General features: G+C 35.5%; 16 protein-coding genes and 1 pseudogene. 9 read left to right on the plus strand and 8 right to left on the minus strand.

Annotated features, from left to right (window positions below; all coding sequences use genetic code 11):
* Position 1: 1 nt before the first annotated feature.
* Positions 2–1,549, minus strand: coding sequence for a peptidoglycan D,D-transpeptidase FtsI family protein (locus ABWU67_RS05555; protein ID WP_151807547.1), 1,548 nt, complete (start codon positions 1,547–1,549; stop codon positions 2–4).
* 20 nt (positions 1,550–1,569) lie between these two features.
* Between ABWU67_RS05555 and ispH the strand changes: the two genes are divergently transcribed.
* The 6 genes and pseudogenes from ispH (at position 1,570) to hemA (ending at position 10,950) form a co-directional block, all read left to right on the plus strand.
* Positions 1,570–2,499 (plus strand): 4-hydroxy-3-methylbut-2-enyl diphosphate reductase, encoded by a 930-nt coding sequence (ispH, locus tag ABWU67_RS05560; protein WP_341822166.1) that lies wholly within the window; start codon positions 1,570–1,572, stop codon positions 2,497–2,499.
* A 661-nt stretch (positions 2,500–3,160) separates the two neighbouring features.
* Positions 3,161–3,430, plus strand: a complete 270-nt coding sequence (locus ABWU67_RS07280; RefSeq protein WP_244663114.1) for a hypothetical protein — start codon at positions 3,161–3,163, stop codon at positions 3,428–3,430.
* Between the two features lie 134 nt (positions 3,431–3,564).
* A pseudogene (locus ABWU67_RS05570) lies at positions 3,565–4,423 on the plus strand (IS630 family transposase).
* 567 nt (positions 4,424–4,990) lie between these two features.
* Positions 4,991–6,886, plus strand: coding sequence for a molecular chaperone HtpG (htpG, locus tag ABWU67_RS05575; RefSeq protein WP_353281880.1), 1,896 nt, complete (start codon positions 4,991–4,993; stop codon positions 6,884–6,886).
* 37 nt (positions 6,887–6,923) lie between these two features.
* Positions 6,924–9,677, plus strand: coding sequence for a hypothetical protein (locus ABWU67_RS05580; RefSeq protein WP_353281882.1), 2,754 nt, complete (start codon positions 6,924–6,926; stop codon positions 9,675–9,677).
* A 64-nt stretch (positions 9,678–9,741) separates the two neighbouring features.
* The gene (gene hemA / locus ABWU67_RS05585; RefSeq protein WP_264373642.1) at positions 9,742–10,950 is read left to right on the plus strand and encodes a 5-aminolevulinate synthase; all 1,209 of its coding nucleotides are present in this window, start codon (positions 9,742–9,744) and stop codon (positions 10,948–10,950) included.
* A 53-nt stretch (positions 10,951–11,003) separates the two neighbouring features.
* On the opposite strand, the gene ABWU67_RS05590 is transcribed toward hemA, so the two are convergent.
* The 5 genes from ABWU67_RS05590 to ABWU67_RS05610 all read right to left on the minus strand — a co-directional run bounded on the left by ABWU67_RS05590 (position 11,004) and on the right by ABWU67_RS05610 (position 14,202).
* Positions 11,004–11,129 carry a hypothetical protein gene (locus ABWU67_RS05590; protein ID WP_353281883.1) on the minus strand — a complete coding sequence of 42 codons (126 nt, stop codon included), beginning with the start codon at positions 11,127–11,129 and terminating at the stop codon, positions 11,004–11,006.
* A gap of 43 nt (positions 11,130–11,172) precedes the next feature.
* Positions 11,173–11,868 (minus strand): inositol monophosphatase family protein, encoded by a 696-nt coding sequence (locus ABWU67_RS05595; protein WP_006279720.1) that lies wholly within the window; start codon positions 11,866–11,868, stop codon positions 11,173–11,175.
* An 8-nt stretch (positions 11,869–11,876) separates the two neighbouring features.
* Positions 11,877–12,443 carry an elongation factor P gene (efp, locus tag ABWU67_RS05600; protein WP_353281885.1) on the minus strand — a complete coding sequence of 189 codons (567 nt, stop codon included), beginning with the start codon at positions 12,441–12,443 and terminating at the stop codon, positions 11,877–11,879.
* A gap of 62 nt (positions 12,444–12,505) precedes the next feature.
* Positions 12,506–13,012 carry a ribosome maturation factor RimM gene (gene rimM / locus ABWU67_RS05605; protein WP_006279718.1) on the minus strand — a complete coding sequence of 169 codons (507 nt, stop codon included), beginning with the start codon at positions 13,010–13,012 and terminating at the stop codon, positions 12,506–12,508.
* A gap of 14 nt (positions 13,013–13,026) precedes the next feature.
* Positions 13,027–14,202: an aspartate aminotransferase family protein gene (locus ABWU67_RS05610; protein WP_353281887.1), complete on the minus strand. Its 1,176-nt coding sequence runs from the start codon at positions 14,200–14,202 to the stop codon at positions 13,027–13,029.
* Between the two features lie 65 nt (positions 14,203–14,267).
* Here ABWU67_RS05610 and ABWU67_RS05615 point away from each other — a divergent pair, with 65 nt between their 5' ends.
* From ABWU67_RS05615 to recF, 3 genes are all read left to right on the plus strand, one after another.
* The gene (locus ABWU67_RS05615; protein ID WP_353281889.1) at positions 14,268–15,695 is read left to right on the plus strand and encodes a sensor histidine kinase; all 1,428 of its coding nucleotides are present in this window, start codon (positions 14,268–14,270) and stop codon (positions 15,693–15,695) included.
* A gap of 189 nt (positions 15,696–15,884) precedes the next feature.
* Positions 15,885–16,352 (plus strand): thioredoxin-dependent thiol peroxidase, encoded by a 468-nt coding sequence (gene bcp / locus ABWU67_RS05620; RefSeq protein WP_010963157.1) that lies wholly within the window; start codon positions 15,885–15,887, stop codon positions 16,350–16,352.
* Positions 16,353–16,368: 16 nt separating this feature from the next.
* On the plus strand, positions 16,369–17,466 hold the full coding sequence (gene recF, locus ABWU67_RS05625) for a DNA replication/repair protein RecF (protein ID WP_264329605.1): 1,098 nt from the start codon (positions 16,369–16,371) through the stop codon (positions 17,464–17,466).
* A 680-nt stretch (positions 17,467–18,146) separates the two neighbouring features.
* Here recF and ABWU67_RS05630 read toward each other — a convergent pair.
* Together ABWU67_RS05630 and ABWU67_RS05635 are read right to left on the minus strand one after the other, a co-directional pair.
* Positions 18,147–18,491: a TrbC/VirB2 family protein gene (locus ABWU67_RS05630; protein WP_264329606.1), complete on the minus strand. Its 345-nt coding sequence runs from the start codon at positions 18,489–18,491 to the stop codon at positions 18,147–18,149.
* Positions 18,492–18,579: 88 nt separating this feature from the next.
* Positions 18,580–18,927 (minus strand): TrbC/VirB2 family protein, encoded by a 348-nt coding sequence (locus ABWU67_RS05635; protein ID WP_341822000.1) that lies wholly within the window; start codon positions 18,925–18,927, stop codon positions 18,580–18,582.
* Positions 18,928–19,001: the final 74 nt, after the last annotated feature.

Genomic DNA, 19,001 nt, shown 5'->3' on the forward strand with positions numbered 1-19,001 from the left:
TTTACATCTCAGGTGTAACATTTAGTATAGGCGCTATTCTATTTATAATGTTCTTTACTATAGGCGCAGCAATTATTCCCCCGGTATGGTGCATCCCTTGAGGCTCATCAATAGCAATTAGCACTATGTACCTTGGGTCAAGCATAGTTAGCACTCCTATAAATGATGCTATGTTTGCATCTTTGCTATATTTACCATCTACAACTTTTTCCGCCGATCCAGTTTTTCCTCCTATTGAATATGCCTTTATTTTTGCTTTTCTGCCAGTGCCATCTGTTACTGCTGCACGTAATAATTTTCTCATTTCCCTGGAAGTTCTTCTTGAGATAATTTGCTCTCCTATACTTCTTTTATTCAACATCAAGGTTGCGTTATGAAATATCCCATTGTTGATTAATGCTGCTGCAGTTTGTGCAAGATGTATAGGAGTTACAGCTATGCCATAACCATAAGATGCTGTTATTAAAGTGTTTTCACTCCATTTATCCGGGATTATCGGTGTGGATTTTTCTGGTATTTCTATTTTCAAAGGAGAAAATAGCTTCATAGCTTTAAAGTATTCTACCTGTTTTTCAATACCTAGTTTGACTGCAATTTTTGCTGCACCAATGTTGGATGATTTTACAAATATATCTTGCACAGTAATTTTTGGAATTTTAGATTTATGAAAATCCTGAATTTTATACTTTCCAATGGTGATTGGTGTTGATACGTCATATAAATCGCTAGTTTTTGTAGCGTTCGCATCAAGCGCTGCGGCTATTGTAAAGTATTTTAATACCGACCCCATCTCATATACCCCAAGACTGGCGCGATTAAACTTTTGTACGTCTTCTGCCTTATTCTGTAAGTTGGGATTAAAATCAGGTAGGCTGACCATCGAGATAACTTCACTATTTCTCACATTTAAAACAATTCCTACTCCGCCAAGTGCCTGATATCTGCTTACAGCTTTAGTTAGCTCTTCATGCACTATGCTTTGCACTCGTGTATCTAAGGATAGTATTATGGGCTTTTCTTGCTCATTATTTTTACTTATATATGCCTCAACTCCTGCAATACCGTTGCCATCTATGTCAGTGTAACCAAGCACGTGTGAAAATAAATTACTGTGAGGATATATACGCTTTATGTCGTCATAAAAATTTACTCCTGGTACACCAGCGTTTTTGATCGCTAGTAATTCTTTTGGAGTCAAGTGCCGCTTTATCCAAGCAAATTTCTTTTCTGAAGTAAGTACTCTATATAAGTTCTTGTATTCGAGGTCATGCAAAGTAGAACACAGTTGTGCTGCTATACTTTCCGGATTCTTTACTTTGGTTGCATCTATATATAGTGATGTTGTGGGCACATTTGTTGCTATTACCACTCCATTTCTATCTAAAATATCAGGTTGTTTATGTACTATATTATCTTTTCTAAAATTTTCTGAAGTAGTAAGTTGATCAAATGTTAAAGAGAATATGCGAAAAATAATTATTATATAAAATATAAATAATGGTACTATAAAACACAGTGAGCGGAGCTTATTTTTAAGTAATGCTTGCATATTTACTTGATTTGACAAAAATGGAAATCATCTTAGCTGAACCACGAGGTTTTTGTGCCGGGGTAAAAAGAGCTGTGGACATATTAGCTATTACTTTAGAAAAATACAAAAACGAGCGCCAAGTTTATGTGCTACACGAAATTGTTCACAATAAATATATAGTAGAGGACTTTAAGAAACAAGGAGTGGTTTTTGTAAGCAGTATCGAGGAAATTGAAGATAATGAAGGAATACTGATCTTCAGCGCGCACGGAGTATCAAAAAATATAGAAGATGAGGCAAAAAGAAAGGGTATTCAAGTGATTGATGCAACATGTCCTTTAGTCAGCAAAGTGCATAAAGAAGCAAAAAGGTATGAAAACAGTGGTAAAGAATTAATTCTCATTGGGCATGAAAACCATCCAGAAGTTAAGGGAATTAGAGGAAGAGTAAACAATCCTATCATTTTAGTGCAAACTTTGCAGGATGTATATGATTTAAAGGTTAAAGATCCAGATAATTTGTCTTATGTTACACAAACTACGTTAAGCATCGACGATACTCGCGACATTATTGCTGCCCTGAAATTAAGGTTTCCAGGCATAACAGGTTCATATTTAAAGGACATATGCTATGCAACACAAAACAGACAAAATGCTGTTAAAAAGCTGGCTGAAATTGTAGACATGGTGTTAGTTGTAGGAAGTAAAAATAGCTCAAATTCAAACCGCTTATTAGATCTGTGCACTGCCAGAGGAAAAAGAGCCTACTTGATTGATAATTACAGCTGTGTGAATAAAAGCTGGTTTCAGGGCGTAGAAAAGATAGGGATCACTGCAGGTGCTTCCGCTCCTGACATATTAGTTGATGAATTAATAGACTACCTAAAAGTAAACCTGAGTGTAAAAATTTCAGTTATGCCAGGTGGTATTACTGAAAATGTTCAGTTTAAAATACCGAATCTGGTTTAAAACACAACTTATCTACTAAACTTCTCTTGAAATCACACAAACCAGCATCTATAGCTAAGACGTCATACCGCGATTCATTAAACTTCTTGCATAACCATATAACAAACTTTTATTGGGAATAGAAACGAAAAAACTTACTTGACACCCTTCGCCAGCGCCCTTATCATGATAGTGAAGCTATTGTATTTGCTTTCGCCAATCTGCAGATTAAAAGGTAAGGATTACTTAATGTATCGGCGTCTTATGTTCAATTTTTTGCAGTATATAGATACTGTATGTCTTTACAAAACTTCATCTACATCTAGATTTTTATCTAAATAAGCTGAACGCGCTTATAAAGCGTTACAAGACATCAAAAAATGCCAATACTCGACAGAGATAGTAAAAGACTAGCTAACTCGGGGATTCTTTGTCTTTTTTTCTGCTTAGTAAATTTCTTAAACATTTGCAGCGTAAGTTAGTTGCAATTAAAAGCGGCTGAATCTCGCTTGTCAAGCGTTTAAAACATAAAAAACGCCAATATTTTAAAGCGGATAATAACCCCAGGGCTTCTTTTGCCTTTTTTTTCGTTTGGTAAATTTCTTAATGTTTGTGGCTGAACGACAACCGTCATCCCGCTACTTGTTAGCGGGATCTCTTGTTAGCGGCTGAGATACCGCGAATGAATCGCGGTATGACGGTTCGCGGCGGCATGACGATAAGGTTTATACCTTGTCATCCCAGTGCCCAAACACTGGGATCCAGTTTTCTTTACAAATTCACCAAAAGTGTTTCATTCTATAACATAAAACCCATACTCACCAAATCCAATGCATTACTTGCAATTAAGTTTCCTGGATCCCAGTGTCTGGGCACTGGGATAACAAAGGAGGACGTTATTCCAGTGCCAAGCACTGACCATTTCTGGTCTCTTAAATTGCAACTAATCTAAGTATTAAAAAATTTACCAAGCGAAAAAAAAGGCAAAAAAAGCCCGATGGTTGGCTAGTTACTTACATTATATAGCTCTTTCCACAGAAGTCCGGATATGATAAGATTAAGGATAGATGGCGATAAGGAGGTTGGATGCCGGCAGCATATAGTTATGATTTAAGAAAAAAAGCAATGGAAGCACTAGACGAAGGGGAAAGCAGAGAAGCAGTGGCAGCAAGATTTAAAATTGGACGAACTACTTTGTGGGAGTGGAAGCAAAGAAAAAAAGAAACAGGCGACTTTCAGTCAAAAAACTCGGTAATGGAGGTTACAATCAGAAAATTATCGACTGGAATAAGTTTATCGAATTTGCTAAAAAACACGGTAGAAAAACTCTGTCGGAAATGGCTAAACTTTGGGGCAACGTTAGTATCGAAACGATCCACCGAGCTCTCAGAAAAATTGGATTTACGCGCAAAAAAAGACATATGGATACAAGGAAAGGAACGAAGAAAAACGTGCTGAATTCTTAAAAATTATAGCAACAAAAGAACCAGAAAACTTAGTGTATATAGATGAGTCTGGGATTGATAACACGGAGGACTATCCATATGGGTATTGCCAGAAAGGACAGCGATTTTATGCCCTAAAATCTGGAAAAAAAACTCAACGAATCAGCATGGTTGCAGCCTTAAGTAGAAGAAAGATAGTTGCTCCATTAACATTTGAAGGCCACTGTAATATGGATATTTTTAATGGATGGTTTGAGCAATTTTTGGCACCGATCTTAGAACCTGGACAAACTGTCATTCTTGATAATGCTACTTTTCATAAGTCTGATAAGCTTATCAAGCTCGCTAAAGGAGTCGGTGCAGAAATTTTGTATCTGCCGCCTTATTCTCCAGATTTTAACAAAATTGAGCATCATTGGTTTGCTATAAAAAACAGAGCCAGGAAAAACATTCCTCTATTCGAATCCTTTCGTCGTGCTGTTGATTCTGCCTTCCTATGACCTATTCGGACTATTATGAGAAATGCTATACTTTCAAGTATGGCGTTTTTTTATTCTAAACGCTTAATAACCGTGACTCAGCCGCTTTTAAGCCGCAACTAATCTAAATTATAAACGTTAAGAAATTTACTAAACAGAAAAAAAGGCAAAGAAACCCTAGGGTAGCTAATTATTCACTATCCATTTTTTAAGTTGGCGTTTTTTGATGTTTTAAATAGCGTATTTCAGCTTGTGTAGCTAGAAATTTGATAAAGACATGAGGTGCACATAGTGCAAAAAATTAAGCATGATTTACGCCAAATACATTAAGTTTTTTTGTCATTAATCCACTGCAGAGATTGCGAAGATAAATAAATAGCTTCAGTTTCATGATAAGGGGGCTGGCGAAGGGTGTCAAGGAAGTTTTTCGTTTCATCCAATGCGCTGCCAAAAGTTTGTTATGCAAGAGATCCCATAAATTGGGTGTCATAATAACTACACCCACATTAATTTTGGTGTACGTGACCTTGAAAGATCGTGATTCAATACTTAAATTATTAGGGTAGTAGGCAAATAATGGAGCTCAAAATGCATAATGTACAAGAAACTGAAAATTTAAAATTTGACGCTGAGGTAGGGAAAGTACTGAATATAGTGATTCATTCACTTTACACCAATAAAGACATTTTTCTGCGTGAATTAATATCAAATGCATCAGATGCATGTGATAAGTTGCGCTATGAATCTCAACTAAACCCTAATTTGCTAGATTTGAGTGACGAATTAAAAATCACTATCAGCTCCAATAAAGATAAGAACGAGCTATATATCACTGATAATGGCATTGGAATGAATAGACAGGATTTAATAGACAATCTTGGTACAATTGCAAGCTCTGGTACGCAAAAGTTCTTGGATGCGATTAAGAATAGCAAGGATTCAAGCCAAACTGTGGAGCTGATTGGGAAGTTTGGTGTTGGTTTTTACTCAAGCTTTATGGTTGCATCAGAAGTAATAGTAGAATCGAGAAAAGCTGGAGAAGAGGAGTCTTGGATCTGGCAATCCAAAGGGGATGGGGAATATTCAATCAGCAAGTCAGATAATCAAGTCCCTCGCGGAACCAAAATTACGCTCATTATGCATCCTGAAGAAAACGAGTTTTTAGATAAATTTCGTGTTGAAAATATTGTCACTACTTACTCTGATCACATAAATTTTCCTGCTGAATTTATAGACGAAGAAGGAAAAAGTGAAAAGTTAAACAGTAAGGCTGCAATTTGGACTAAGCCAAAAAATGACGTTACTCAAGAGGAGCACAACGATTTTTTCCGCAGTGTTGCTCACGTTGGCGGGGAGCCCTGGATGATATTGCATAATAAAAATGAAGGTGCAATAGAATATACAAATTTGCTTTATGTTCCTTCTATAAAACCTTTTGATTTATTCCATCCAGATAGACGTTGCTCTGTGAAGTTATATGTAAATAAAGTATTTATCACTGAAGATAACGTACAGATTATACCACAATACTTGCGTTTTCTGAAAGGCGTGGTTGATTCACCGGACTTGCCTCTTAATATCAGCAGAGAAACGCTGCAGAATAATCGTGTTGTTGAGCAGATCAGAAAATCTCTCACTAAGCGTGTGATATCAGAGCTCGGTAAAAAAGCAAAAGAGAATTTAGAGGAATATACAAAATTCTGGACCAATTTTGGTGCAGTTTTAAAGGAAGGTCTTTGTGAAGCTATGCCAACTGATGAGAGAGAAGCACTACTCTCAATTTGCAGATTTCATAGTACTGGTGATGAGAAATTAGTCAGCATTGATGACTATATAAGCAGAATGAAGCCTGAGCAGGAACATATCTATTATCTCACCGGAAATAGCCTCGATTCAGTGAAAAACAGTCCGCAACTTGAGGGGTTCGTCAGTAAAGGGCTGGAGGTTCTTCTGTTCGTTGATCCAGTGGATGATTTCTGGACTAGTGTAATTCATGAATATAAAGATCAAAAGTTTAAGTCTGTGACTCGCGCTGATGTTGATTTGGAAAAATTCTCTTCAGAAGAAGATAAGAAAAATGAAGAAAACAAATCGAATGAAGAAAAAACTGAGGAAACTATATTGCAATATTTTACCACAGTGCTTGGAGATTCAGTAAAAAGCGTAAAAATTTCCAAAAAATTGACTGATAGTCCCGTATGCCTAGCGGTTGATGAAGGTGCTATGGATCTTCGCATGGAGCGTTTTTTGCGTGAACAAAAGCAGCTAAATTACCGCACGCCAAAGGTGCTTGAAATTAACACTAAGCATCCTGCAATAAAGAGTATAATGAAATCTTATGCTGAAAGTGGTGAAAACCCAACATTGGAGGACATGGTTCACTTATTGTTTTACCAAGCTTGCATCGTGGAAGGCGAAGAGATGGATGACGCGAGCAGCTTTGCTAAGAGACTGAATAATTTGCTTGGCAAGATTTCTGTTTAATGCTATACTTAGTTTAGTTATTAATTAGGGGTAAAACATGTTTGGTCCAGGTTTTAGAGACTTTGTATCACAGGATACAACTTCACATGGCCAATCAAATCCTGAAAGATTAATCAAAAGTTGGCATGGTTTTGAAAAACCAGATTCTGAAGATTCAGGTATTGAAGAAGAGTCTGAAGTTTTAGATAGCGAAAGTCAAGAGATACCAGCTACTCCATGCAGTACATTCCCTGAAGATCTAAGTTTAGAGAATGCAATACTTGCAAACTTTCCTGATGGTTGTGATAGGTCGTTTACTGTAGAGTTAAAAGATGAAGATTCATATGGTATCATTCCTAAAAACTTAACTTTTGCTGAGATTATAAATATCTTAAATCAAGCTATACAAGAAGATAATTGTGAAGAATTAGACAAGGTTGTACAAAATATTGAAGATTATGAAGGCAGGTCTATTACGCTGGATAATGAAAATCTCAAAGATTTCTGTTCAAATCAACTTAATTTGGAGTTACAAAACGGAAGCAACCATCAACATATATATTCAAATGTACTATCACAATATAAATTTGATCAAGAGGGTTTCAAGTATGATTATTCAGTAAAAGAATTGGTACTATTGGCAATTGCAGCTAATGACAAGCTAGTAGAGCAATATCAGGATTTTCTTTTTGCTGAAGGAAATTTAAGTCTTTTACCTGTACTTGTTGGTGGTCAAGAATACGTTAAAGCTTTTATAGGAAGATTCCATGATACTGATGGGATTTATGATAAATTAAAAGATCAATCCATACAACTTGGCCAATCCAATAAGATTGGCTTTTTCTCAGTTATAGCATTAAGAAAAGAGCAAGAATTATTAAATGCAGTTTTTGTCGAATACGTTTTAAGAGATTTTGGACAGGTGTTAAAAACAAGTAAACCTGATCCTTTGTATGGTGTGCTTGAAACAGCGTCTCTGATCAAAAATGAAGAATTCATCACGATAGTGCTAGATACATTTGAAAGATATATTAATGAGCTAACTAAAAAAGCCTCAACAGAAGAGTTATTAAAAAAGAGCTTTGCTACCTTGTTAGAAACTGCGATAAGCCAGGAACACACATCTGTCATTGAATACCTGTGCAAACGATACACTAATAGTGCAGATCGTGCCATTTACGATGTATATGAACAAGCATTTGCAGATGATAAAGTTATTACAATACTAAGGCAACAAATCCTGAAAAACATAGGAGCTCGTGGCAGAAAAGAAATTTATGATTTAATTCTGAAAACTGCATTGGATGCTGGTAATATTGCATTTATCGAGCACTTGTGTGAAAAATGTGCTAAATGCAGCAATGATGTTATTAATTATCTTGATCATAAATCTAAAAACAACGAGTTTGATGAAATATATGAATCAATTCTGATTGCATTGTCTAATACTGAAAGTCAAGACATTATAGTCAGTGTTCTAGCTCATGTTCAAATTTATCAAAGCATACTCAATAATAAACAGCAAGTAGTCAGGCAAACCATACAAAATATACTGAGAAATGCAATAAAAGAAGCTAGTTATGGAGTTGTTGTACCCTTATGTCAGCATGTTGACCTAAAATTCGCAGCTCTTCAGGCAATATGCAAGGAAGAATTTGAGAAAGCTTTACCAGTAGTTGCAGAACAGCTTGAAAAAATAAGTATGGAACTTTCTCCAAGTATGACTCGTAATGAGTATCAAAAAAATAGAGATACTTTGAGTCATCTATATCTAATTAGAAATTTGTTAGAAAGTAGTAAATTAATCAATACTTCCAGTAAAGCAAATATACAGACACAAGCGAATACACAAGTTAATAAAAGAAGCAGCAGTGATAATGCAGTATCACCTGTTATAAAAGGCGATACGGCTGTAGTAAATGAAGAGAATAACAATCAACCAAGCAGTCAAAGAAACCCAAAATCCAAAAGTGCTGGCAGTCAACAGACAGAAAAAAATGTTCTTGCAGGGGAGGAAGAAAATGCTATCTTAAATAACACAGGGGTTTCAACGCAGGAGCCTTTAATTAATAATTTTGAGGAGGGTGAAATCAAAAAAGGCAGCGGAAAAAAAGGTGTTAAGCAACTTGCCAGTCCTGTTAAGAAAAAGATTGATGGACTTATAAGCAAAACCAGTACTAACTCAAGAGAAGAACTCGAAAATATTCTAAAAAGTAACTCTCCTACTCTTGTACTACAATATGTAAAAAATAAAGACGGTCCCTTTAAGGGTAAAGTAGAAGAAATTAAAAACCATAATACAAAACAAGGTAATGTTAATATTTCACTGAACAACGATTTGCCAAATTCAGGAGACCAATTTACAAGTTCTAATAATACCGGAAGCAATAGTACACTTACCACAACTCCAGAAATTACGGGTTGTGAAAAGAAGTTGGGGGTAAGTGAAGTTTCTTCGAATGCTGACAATGTGTCTACAATTGGAGGTGTTATTAACAGTAAGGAAAAGCCTGCAGCAGTAGAAAAAACTAGTGCTATAAACAATCAATCAACCTCTATTACTGCAACACAAAATACGCAAAAGAGTAAGTGGCCTACCATAGCTACATGGACGTTAGCAGTAGCTGGAGTTGTTTCAGGAGTAGCTATTGCAGTTTATTTGGAAATGCTAGCTGCAGGAATAGCAGTTGGAGCTTGTTGTCTGGTTGCCGCTGCAATTATATACTACTGTACACCTAAAAGCCAAGTTGAAAACAACGAGGTTGAAAAATCTTTCAACACGGGGAAAGTACCTACTGCCGTACATGTATAATAAATATAGTAGTTTACCATTTAATAATTTATTATAATTATGTTAATTATCGGTAAATAAGGACTTGGTAAACTACGAAGAAATATTCTTGAATAAAATAAAAGATATAAAAGATGAGGGGCGCTACCGTGAATTTACGCACTTTGCGTCATTACCAGGTAGGCTCCCCCACATTATGGACTATGAAAGAAATAGGGAAGTAATAGTCTGGTGCAGTAATAACTATTTGGGAATGTCACAAAATGAGAGTGTAATTGCCGCTATCCAAAATTCATCTGTTGGTGCTGGAGGAACAAGAAATATATCTGGTACAACAAAAGAGGTTGTTGAACTTGAAAAATCCTTAGCTTGTTTGCATAAAAAAGAGGCTGCTTTAACTTTTGCTTGTGGCTACCTCGCTAACCAGACAACACTTAGCACTTTATCGTCTGTTATTCCGGGCGTAGTAATTTTTTCAGACGAGAAGAACCATTCTTCGATGATAGAAGGCATAAAATCAGGAAAAAGGCCAAAACATATATTTAAACACAATGATGTTAATCATCTAGAGCAGCTACTTAAGTCTATAGACAAAAAGACACCAAAAATCATAGTACTTGAATCCGTATATTCAATGGATGGTGATGTAGCTCCGCTTAAAGAAATATGCGACCTGGCAGATCAACATAATGCAATTACCTATTTGGATGAGGTGCACGCAGTTGGTATGTATGGTTCACATGGTGGCGGAATTGCAGAAAGAGAAGGTCTGATGGATAGAATAACCGTTATTCAAGGTACACTATCAAAGGCTTTTGGAGTGATGGGTGGGTATATAGCGTCTTCAAAGAGCTTGGTAGATGTAATAAGAAGTTCCGCTCCAGGATTTATTTTTACCACTGCTATGTCGCCTGTTTTAGCAGCGGCAGCAAAGGCAAGCGTTGAGCACCTAAAATCGAGCAACATTGAAAGGGAAAAGCAAAAGCAAGTCGTTGAAAAAGTAAAAAACTCACTGAGAAATGCAGGAATTAACTTCATTCCAACAGAAACTCATATAATTCCAATAATAATTGGCAACTCAGAGTTATCCAAAAAAGCATCAAAATTATTATTTGATGAGTATGGAATATATGTTCAACATATAAATTACCCGACAGTTCCAAGAGGAACTGAGCGTTTCCGTATTACCCCTACACCTTATCATACCGATGAAATGATAGAGCATTTAACAGAATCTCTTGTAAAAGTTTTCGAAAAGTTGTCTATCTCTGTAGCCTGTTTATGCTATAGCTAGTACAGCCCTACGTCATACCGCGATTTATTCGCGGTATCTCAGCATGGATTCCGCTAACAAGTAGCGGAATGACGAGTTTTACGCTTATCAAATTGTAGGTAAACATAAATTATAGCCTTTCTTATAATAGTCCGAATGCGATAAGATATGTGTTTATGGCTATAGCAGGCCAGTAGCATATTACGGTCTGTTCGGATTATTGTAAAAAGAGCTATACTTTAGCTATAGTTTTATATCTCCAGCAATGATTAGCCCGTTGTCTTCCGTTAGCCTTCCACCGCTTTCTTGCAGAAAAAGTCTACCGAGCAAGGCTTTATATTTGTTAACTCCAGAGTAAATTATTCCACTGTGCCTTCCTGCCGCAAGGTATGCAAAGCCTAAAATTGTTGAACCTATGGAGCGTACATTACTATTGCCAGGCAGCAATTTATTTAACAAATTACCACTTACATCTATTAGACCCCCTTCACGGCTTTTCACTCGCATTTTTACATGACGAGATCTAAAATCCTCAAGAAAAGCACCTTTCTTTTCTTCTGCCCAAAAAGTTTCTCTAAGAGCCGGAGCATCAATTACAGCTGCCACAACTTTATTTTTATGAATGAGACAGACTGATACTGCAAAATAAACCATGCAACTAGAAAAGTTCTCCCTGCCCTCTATAGGCATAATAAACCAGGTATAAGTGTTATCTTTTACTTCTTGATCAGTATCATCTTCAAAAATAAAACCATAGTCTCGTTTGTAGTCGTGCAAGCAATCGTATATGGTTTGCTTGGATTTTGAATAAGTTTTATTAATAAAGTCTGCTGATTTAACATTAGAAATTTGCAATTCATTAAAATCGCGCATAAGCTGCTTGGAAGCATTACGCACAGAATCAAGCATCACATTAATTCGTGGTGATGAGAGGGACATTCTTCCTTTTACTCTTTCACTCTTTCATAATAGCTGTCACCTGGAGTATATACTACAATTTTATCCTCTTCTTTTATAAATTGAGGCACGTTAACGCGCATTCCGTTTTCCAAAATTGCAGGCTTATAAGAAGCAGTAGCAGTTTGTCCTTTAATAACAGACTCTGTTTCTTTCACAGCAAGTGTAACATAATCAGGCACATGCACAGAAATTATTTTGTCTTGATAAGCTACAACTTTAATTTTCATGTTATCCTGTAAATAAATTTTTTTTTCTCCCAATAAGTCCAAATTTATAGTGATTTGCTCGTAATTACTTGGATGCATAAGATTTACAATGTTTCCTTCAGTGAAAAGGTAAACATATTCCTCTTCATCTAAAATTGCCCTTCTGATTGTTGCATCAGAACGAAATCTTTCATAGTGTTTTGCTCCGGTTTTGATGTTTTTCATTTCGGCTTGTATGTATGCACCACCTTTACCAGGTTGAGTATGCATAATACCTACAACCAAAAATAATCCGCCGTTATGTTCCAACACCTGACCTGGTCTGATATCGTTAGCTCTTTCTGCCATAATTACATTTTCAATTTGATCTTATAATTATAAATAGCTTTATATAAATATCAAAGTCTTTATTAGTCAATAAATTCTGGTATATTTAATACTATATACCTCCCCTTTATATTTATATGTGGAAATATCTCTTTAGTGAAAGACAGCATAATACGTTTTTTTGTGCTGATAACTAAAATTTCTAATATATCCCCTGAGCCGAAATTATACACAGATTTTACATAGCCATATAATTCATTACTTTTCAGCCTTACTTCCATATCTACAAGGTCACTTTGGTAAAATTCATCCTCATCATTTAGCTCTGGTAACTTGCTTCTTTCTATATATAGCTTCTTATTCCTTAAAAGCTCTGCTTCATTACGGGAATTTACTCCGCTTATTGTAGCTATTACTAAATTATCACCTATGACGGATACTGAGTCTATTTTATAATTCTCATCACCACTTATTAGCTTACCATATAAGGAGATATTTTCAGGCTTTTCAGTAAAGGTTTTTACTTTAACAGCTCCTTTAATTCCGTGAGGAGAGGTAATAATTCCTAAGCATACCAGATTGTCGTTCATATTAATGCAAGTATCTAATCAGAAGATTTCTCAGATAAATATTGAGTCAAAATCTCGATGCCTTCATCAATCTCTTTTTCAGTGATAATGAGTGGAGGTAAAATTCTCACAACGTTATCTGATGTTACCCCAACAGTAAGCAAGCCGCGATGACTTAACTCTTCTGCAAACTTTTGATTGTCTGCTTTCACTTTTATTCCAAGCATTAACCCTTTCCCTCTTACTTCCTCTATTATTGGAAATTTACTTGCTAAGTCTTCTAGTTTATTTTTTAAGTATTTACCTCTAATTTCAACATTTTTCAAAAAGCCGGGGCTGAGCAATTCTTCGAGCACAGCATTACCTACTGAGGTTGCAAGCGGATTGCCACCAAAAGTGGAACCGTGCATACCAACTGCCATATATTTAGCAGCCTTTTCAGTTGCAAGACAAGCCCCCAGCGGAAACCCCCCGCCTATTCCCTTTGCAAGAGCACATATATCAGGTTCCACTCCTATATGTTCGTATGCGAATAATTTTCCTGTCCTACCAGCCCCGCATTGTACGCAATCAAAAAATAACAATATGTCATTTTCATCACACAGCCTTCTTAGTTCTTTCATAAAGACTTCATTCATTACTTTGATACCACCTTGCCCTTGTATTGGTTCTATTAATATAACGCCTATACCACTTGAAATTGCTTTCTTTACGCTCTCAATATTGTGCTCGATGTTATCACACCAATCAATGTAGGGATTTAGTAATTCAGAAAATTTCTGTTTATCGTTTGTAGCACAAGTTAAAAAGGTTCTTCCATGAAATGCACCATGAAATGTTAAAATTCTGTGACGATTTTTATTGCCTTTTCCATTTTGATAGATCCTAGCAATCTTAAGTCCACATTCTACTGCCTCTGATCCAGAATTTGAGAAAAATACAGTGTCAGCGAAACTATTGTTTATTAATTTTTCTGCAAAATTATTGGCAGCAGGTATATTATAGGTATTTGATATATGCCATAATTTTTCTCCTTGCAATTTAAGAGCACTAATTAATCGCGAATTAGTGTGACCTAAGCTACTAACGGCTATTCCGGAGTGAAAATCTACGTAGCGCTCACCATCAACATCATATAGGTAGATACCTTTGCCATGAGAAAAATTTATATTAACAGGAGAATAAACTGGCAAAATAGGAGAAATTGTCATAAAATATTATATGCTAAATTTTATTATTAATAACATAAAAACCGTTGTTTCACAATAAGAAGGATATGTATAAGCTAGGTAAATTGATGTTTTCTGCGTTGAAGAAAAACAAATACACAAAAGTTATTGTATTACTCTCATCGATCTTTATGATTTTATTCAGTGTGATATATTGTAATCATTTACTAAGGAGTAATTTCCTTTCTTCTTACCGTGATTCAAGTGTAAACTTAAAAAGCGTACTGGAAAATGGCATAATAAAAAAATACCATTATTTACTAATAGAAAAGCATCACATTAAATACAAAAATTTTGACTACATAAACCAACTAGTAAAACTACGTGCTGAATTATTACAATCAGTGAGCAAAGTAAAGGATTTCAGCTTAATACTGTATGATCAAAACGGCAGAATAATATTCAGTAATTTTAACACTCAAGATTATGGTTATGAACAGTTACTTACAAACGATGAAATTGATAAACTATTAAGTAACCAAGAAATATTTTATACTACAGGAAATACATTAACTTCTATTTTCCCTATATTCCATGAAAATAGCGTTAAACCGTCGTTTTTTTTGAAGATTCTTCGAAACTACAATAATTCTTATGTTATAGCATATGGCCTGTTTTTAACATTTTTGGGCCTATTATTAATAATCTTAATATTAATAATGTTCTATTTGCACTTTTCTAATACCCAAATGCTAGCCAAGCAACATAAAACTAACATTGAATTACAGCAGATAAAAGAGACATTAGAGCAAGAAAATGCAAACAAGCTAAAGTTTTTTGCAAGCGTTACACATGAATTACGCACACCTCTTAATGCTATTATTGGATTTGCGGAGTTGATCAAAAATAAAACTTTAGGTTCAATGGATAATTCTCAATACAAGGAGTATGCAGACGATATATATAATGCAGGAACACACTTACTTACCTTAATTAATGATGTGCTCGATTTTTCTAAAGCTGAATCAAGTAGTTTAACAGTAGAAAAAGTGAAGTTTAACCTGAACAAAATAATGGATTCATGCGTAAATATGCTATTACCTAAATTAAAAGAAGCCGGGATTAATTTAAAAAAAGAGATGACTAATAAACAATTATTAGTCATTGCAGATCCCAAGAGAATGAAACAAGTTATAATAAATTTATTATCAAACTCAATCAAGTTTACTCCCAAAGATGGTTTAATAAGAATGGTGATAAAAGAAAATATAGAAAAAAACTTATTAACTATTGAGTTTCATGACAATGGAATAGGAATAATGCAGCAGGACATATATAAAGTTATGTCTGTTTTTGGCCAAGCAGATTCGTGGTATAGAAACGAAGGTACGGGCATCGGATTGCCGCTAAGCAAGAAATTAGTAGAGTTAATGGGTGGAACTTTTGACATTAAAAGTGAAGCAAAACTTGGTACTACGATAACATTGAACTTCTTTTATGAAGAACAAACATGTGAAGATTCGATTGATTTTTAATAGGATCTATTTGATATGGCCTTACATCAGACGAAAACCACACTTTATCAAAAGCGGCAAGCCGAGAAGGTAGGCAGAAATTCATCAATAAGCCCCCATCAAGAATCTTATCTGTTAGCTATATATAAAATTTGATACTCTGACTACAATATACTACTATAGATGGAAGTGTTATTAATGGAGCAAGGTATGGAATTAGCAGTAGGAAATAATGCACCCGATTTTAGCTTGCCAGCAGATTCTGGTGAAAATTTATCACTGAGTGAATTTTTTGATAAAAAAAATGTAGTTCTTTATTTTTATCCTAAAGACGATACTCCGGGTTGTACAATGGAGGCAAAAGGCTTTAGAGATAAAATAGATGATTTTTCTTTCCTTGACACAGTGATAATTGGTGTATCAAAAGATAGTGTTAAGTGTCACACTAACTTCAAAGCAAAATATTCTCTGCCGTTTTCTTTAGTTTCTGATGAGAATGCTGAAATGTTGGGAAAATATGGTGTTTGGGTAGAGAAAAGTATGTTTGGCAAAAAGTATATGGGAATAGAACGCACTACTTTTTTAATAGATAAAAAAGGTAAAATAGTGAAGATCTGGAAAAATGTAAAAGTTAGTGGACATGTTGATGAGGTTCTGGAAGAAGTAAAGAGAATATAAACTAAAGAATAGGTTAATGGCTACCCATTGCTACATAAAAAAGCTGAAATTACATAATTTTCGTAGCCACTCAAACTTTGAACTGGATTCAGATGATAGCTCAGTTGTAATAACTGGCAAAAACGGTATTGGTAAAACTAATATACTTGAAGCAATCTCGTTGCTTGCTAAAAGCAATGGAATGAAAAAAGCAAAAGCCAGTGAGATACAAAATAGATTCAGTAATGAAGATTGGGTAGTGCACTATGATTTTTTTAATGGAATGGATTTTAATTCAATTGGTATCACAAAGAGTTTTGATAAGAAACTAATACAAATTGATGGAAAAACGCAATCGAGTTATTCATCTTTGTATAAGATATCCAATGTAATATGGCTGATTCCACAAATGGACTATGTTCTTCTCAATTCTCCAAGTGACAGATTAAAATTTTTAGACCGTATAGTCTCACTGTTTGAGGAAAATTACACTTGCTGCTACATGAAACACAGAAAAGCTAAACGTGAGCGAAGTAAACTGTTGAGAGAGAACACCTTGGACGAAAATTGGCTCTCTAGTCTTGAAAACATAATGGCCGTTAATGCAGTTAGTATTTTACGTATGCGATCGTCTGTTTTAAAGACACTACAAGACACAATTGATAACCATTCCAGTGAGTTTTTTCCGAAGGCAAGTTTGAAATTCAGCAGCCAGCTAACTTTGGACGATACTGCAGAATATTTTCAGAATCGTCTAAAGGAAAACAGAGAAAAAGATTCATTGACTGGTAGAGTAACCTTTGGTGTGCATAACGATAATTTTCGGGTTTTTTGTCAAAAAAGAAACGTACCAATAAATCTGTGCTCCACTGGAGAACAAAAGTTATTACTGCTTTCTATTATTTTATCCAGTGTAAAAGCAAGGTGTATTCATTACAATAAGGCACCACTTCTTCTACTTGATGATATAATGTCTCATCTGGATAAACATTACAGAAAGGCGTTAATGGAGGAAGTGTTAAGTATTCAATGTCAAACTTGGATAACTGATGTAAATCAAGATAATTTCAATAGCTATCTTTATTCTTTCAAGTTTTTTGAATTATCAAATGAATTAAATGCAAAACTTCCTTGACAAACCTCGCCAGCCCCCTTATCATGATACTGAAGGTATTCAGTTATCTTCATCTGTGCAGATTAAACAGCAAGAAAACAACGTAGTTGGCGTCTTATTTTTAATTTTTTACACTATGTGCACCTTATGTCTTCACAACATTTCTGGGTTTTTACCTATATAAGCTGAAACGCGCTTATAAGTCGTTTAAGACAGTATAGTACGCCGATTTTGCAGGATTAGAGAGTGACAACTAGCTAACACGGGGTTTCTTTTGCCTTTTTTTCTGCTTAGTAAATTTCTTAAACATTCAAACTAAGGTGAGTTGCATTCAAAAGCAGCTAAATTGCAGTGTTTAAGACTTAAAAAACGCCAATACTGAAAATAGACAATGACCAGGGCTTCTTTTGCCTTCTTTTTCGTTTGGTAAATTTCTTAAATATTTATGGCTAAACGACAACCGTCATCCCGCTACTTGTTAGCGGGATCTCTTGTTAGCGGCTGAGATACCGCGAATGAATCGCGGTATGACGGTTCGCGGTGACATGACGATAAGCCTTGTCATTCCAGCGCGTGACGCTGGAATCCAGACTTTAACTGATATGATTACAGAAAAAGAATTTATTAGGTAATCATAGACACTGAAAGTGGTCAGCTTGACCACTTTCAAGTGAAAACATAAAGAGAACTTCAGTACAGGTTTATGGAAGGGTACATTCTTTCTTAGTTGGATCCCAAGTTCCTCCATTAGCGGCAGAGGTACATCCTGCTTGGGTGCAAGTCGTCTCTTTTCCTGTTATTGCCTTTACAACTGCAGGAGCGCCAAAAAATACAGCAGTAAATGCACCGAGTGCAAAAAGCGCTGGCCATGGCATCCTGCCAAATATTGCAAGCAAAGCTGCACCTATTATTACTATTGTGATCATCGGTCCGCCTAGACCATGAGTATAGCTTACTATTTTGCATATTACTCCTGATGTTGCATCAGCATGTGCATCAAATGCGAAGGAGAGAATTAAAGCTACAAGTAGAAGAAAATTTTTCATTACGCCTCCGATAATTTTTACTTTACACTACTTCACTTTAGTTAAATTTAAGTAAATGATACAAGAAGCATCATTTACCTAATACTTTTTAACCACACTTATAAATTCCTGATCCCGCAGGATCCTCTTTTAATGTTTTAGTACCCGTACACGGCACGCACTTGCTTGCTGTATCTGGTGCTATTTTTGAAACAACTGCGGGAGCACCAAAAAACACAGCAGTAAACGCACCGAGCGCAAAAAGCGCTGGCCACGGCATTCTCCCAAATATCGCGAGCAATGCTGCACCTATTATCACTATTGTGATCATCGGTCCACCTATGCCGTGAGTATAGCTCATTATTTTGCATATCACTGCTGATGTTGCATCTAGATCAGCACGCGCATCAAACGCAAAGGAGAGAATTAACGCCACAAGTAGAAGAAAATTTTTCATTACGCCTCCGATAATTTCTATTTAACGCTGTATTGTCTATCGCATTGATTAAATTTAAGTAAATGATACAAGAA

The organism is Wolbachia endosymbiont (group A) of Aleiodes leptofemur (genome assembly GCF_964028465.1).
Lineage (GTDB): Bacteria > Pseudomonadota > Alphaproteobacteria > Rickettsiales > Anaplasmataceae > Wolbachia > Wolbachia pipientis.

What these genes read in the sequence shown, in the direction of transcription:
- ABWU67_RS05595 (WP_006279720.1), bottom strand. Translation starts at nt 11,868, where the DNA reads ATGTCCCTCTCATCACCACGAATTAATGTGATGCTTGATTCTGTGCGT.
- ABWU67_RS05555 (WP_151807547.1), bottom strand. Translation starts at nt 1,549, where the DNA reads ATGCAAGCATTACTTAAAAATAAGCTCCGCTCACTGTGTTTTATAGTA.
- htpG (WP_353281880.1), top strand. Translation starts at nt 4,991, where the DNA reads ATGCATAATGTACAAGAAACTGAAAATTTAAAATTTGACGCTGAGGTA.
- ABWU67_RS05630 (WP_264329606.1), bottom strand. Translation starts at nt 18,491, where the DNA reads ATGAAAAATTTTCTTCTACTTGTAGCTTTAATTCTCTCCTTCGCATTT.
- ispH (WP_341822166.1), top strand. Translation starts at nt 1,570, where the DNA reads ATGGAAATCATCTTAGCTGAACCACGAGGTTTTTGTGCCGGGGTAAAA.
- ABWU67_RS05590 (WP_353281883.1), bottom strand. Translation starts at nt 11,129, where the DNA reads ATGCTACTGGCCTGCTATAGCCATAAACACATATCTTATCGCATTCGG.
- ABWU67_RS05635 (WP_341822000.1), bottom strand. Translation starts at nt 18,927, where the DNA reads ATGAAAAATTTTCTTCTACTTGTGGCGTTAATTCTCTCCTTTGCGTTT.
- ABWU67_RS05615 (WP_353281889.1), top strand. Translation starts at nt 14,268, where the DNA reads ATGTATAAGCTAGGTAAATTGATGTTTTCTGCGTTGAAGAAAAACAAA.
- recF (WP_264329605.1), top strand. Translation starts at nt 16,369, where the DNA reads ATGGCTACCCATTGCTACATAAAAAAGCTGAAATTACATAATTTTCGT.
- ABWU67_RS05580 (WP_353281882.1), top strand. Translation starts at nt 6,924, where the DNA reads ATGTTTGGTCCAGGTTTTAGAGACTTTGTATCACAGGATACAACTTCA.
- rimM (WP_006279718.1), bottom strand. Translation starts at nt 13,012, where the DNA reads ATGAACGACAATCTGGTATGCTTAGGAATTATTACCTCTCCTCACGGA.
- ABWU67_RS05610 (WP_353281887.1), bottom strand. Translation starts at nt 14,202, where the DNA reads ATGACAATTTCTCCTATTTTGCCAGTTTATTCTCCTGTTAATATAAAT.
- bcp (WP_010963157.1), top strand. Translation starts at nt 15,885, where the DNA reads ATGGAATTAGCAGTAGGAAATAATGCACCCGATTTTAGCTTGCCAGCA.
- ABWU67_RS07280 (WP_244663114.1), top strand. Translation starts at nt 3,161, where the DNA reads ATGAATCGCGGTATGACGGTTCGCGGCGGCATGACGATAAGGTTTATA.
- efp (WP_353281885.1), bottom strand. Translation starts at nt 12,443, where the DNA reads ATGGCAGAAAGAGCTAACGATATCAGACCAGGTCAGGTGTTGGAACAT.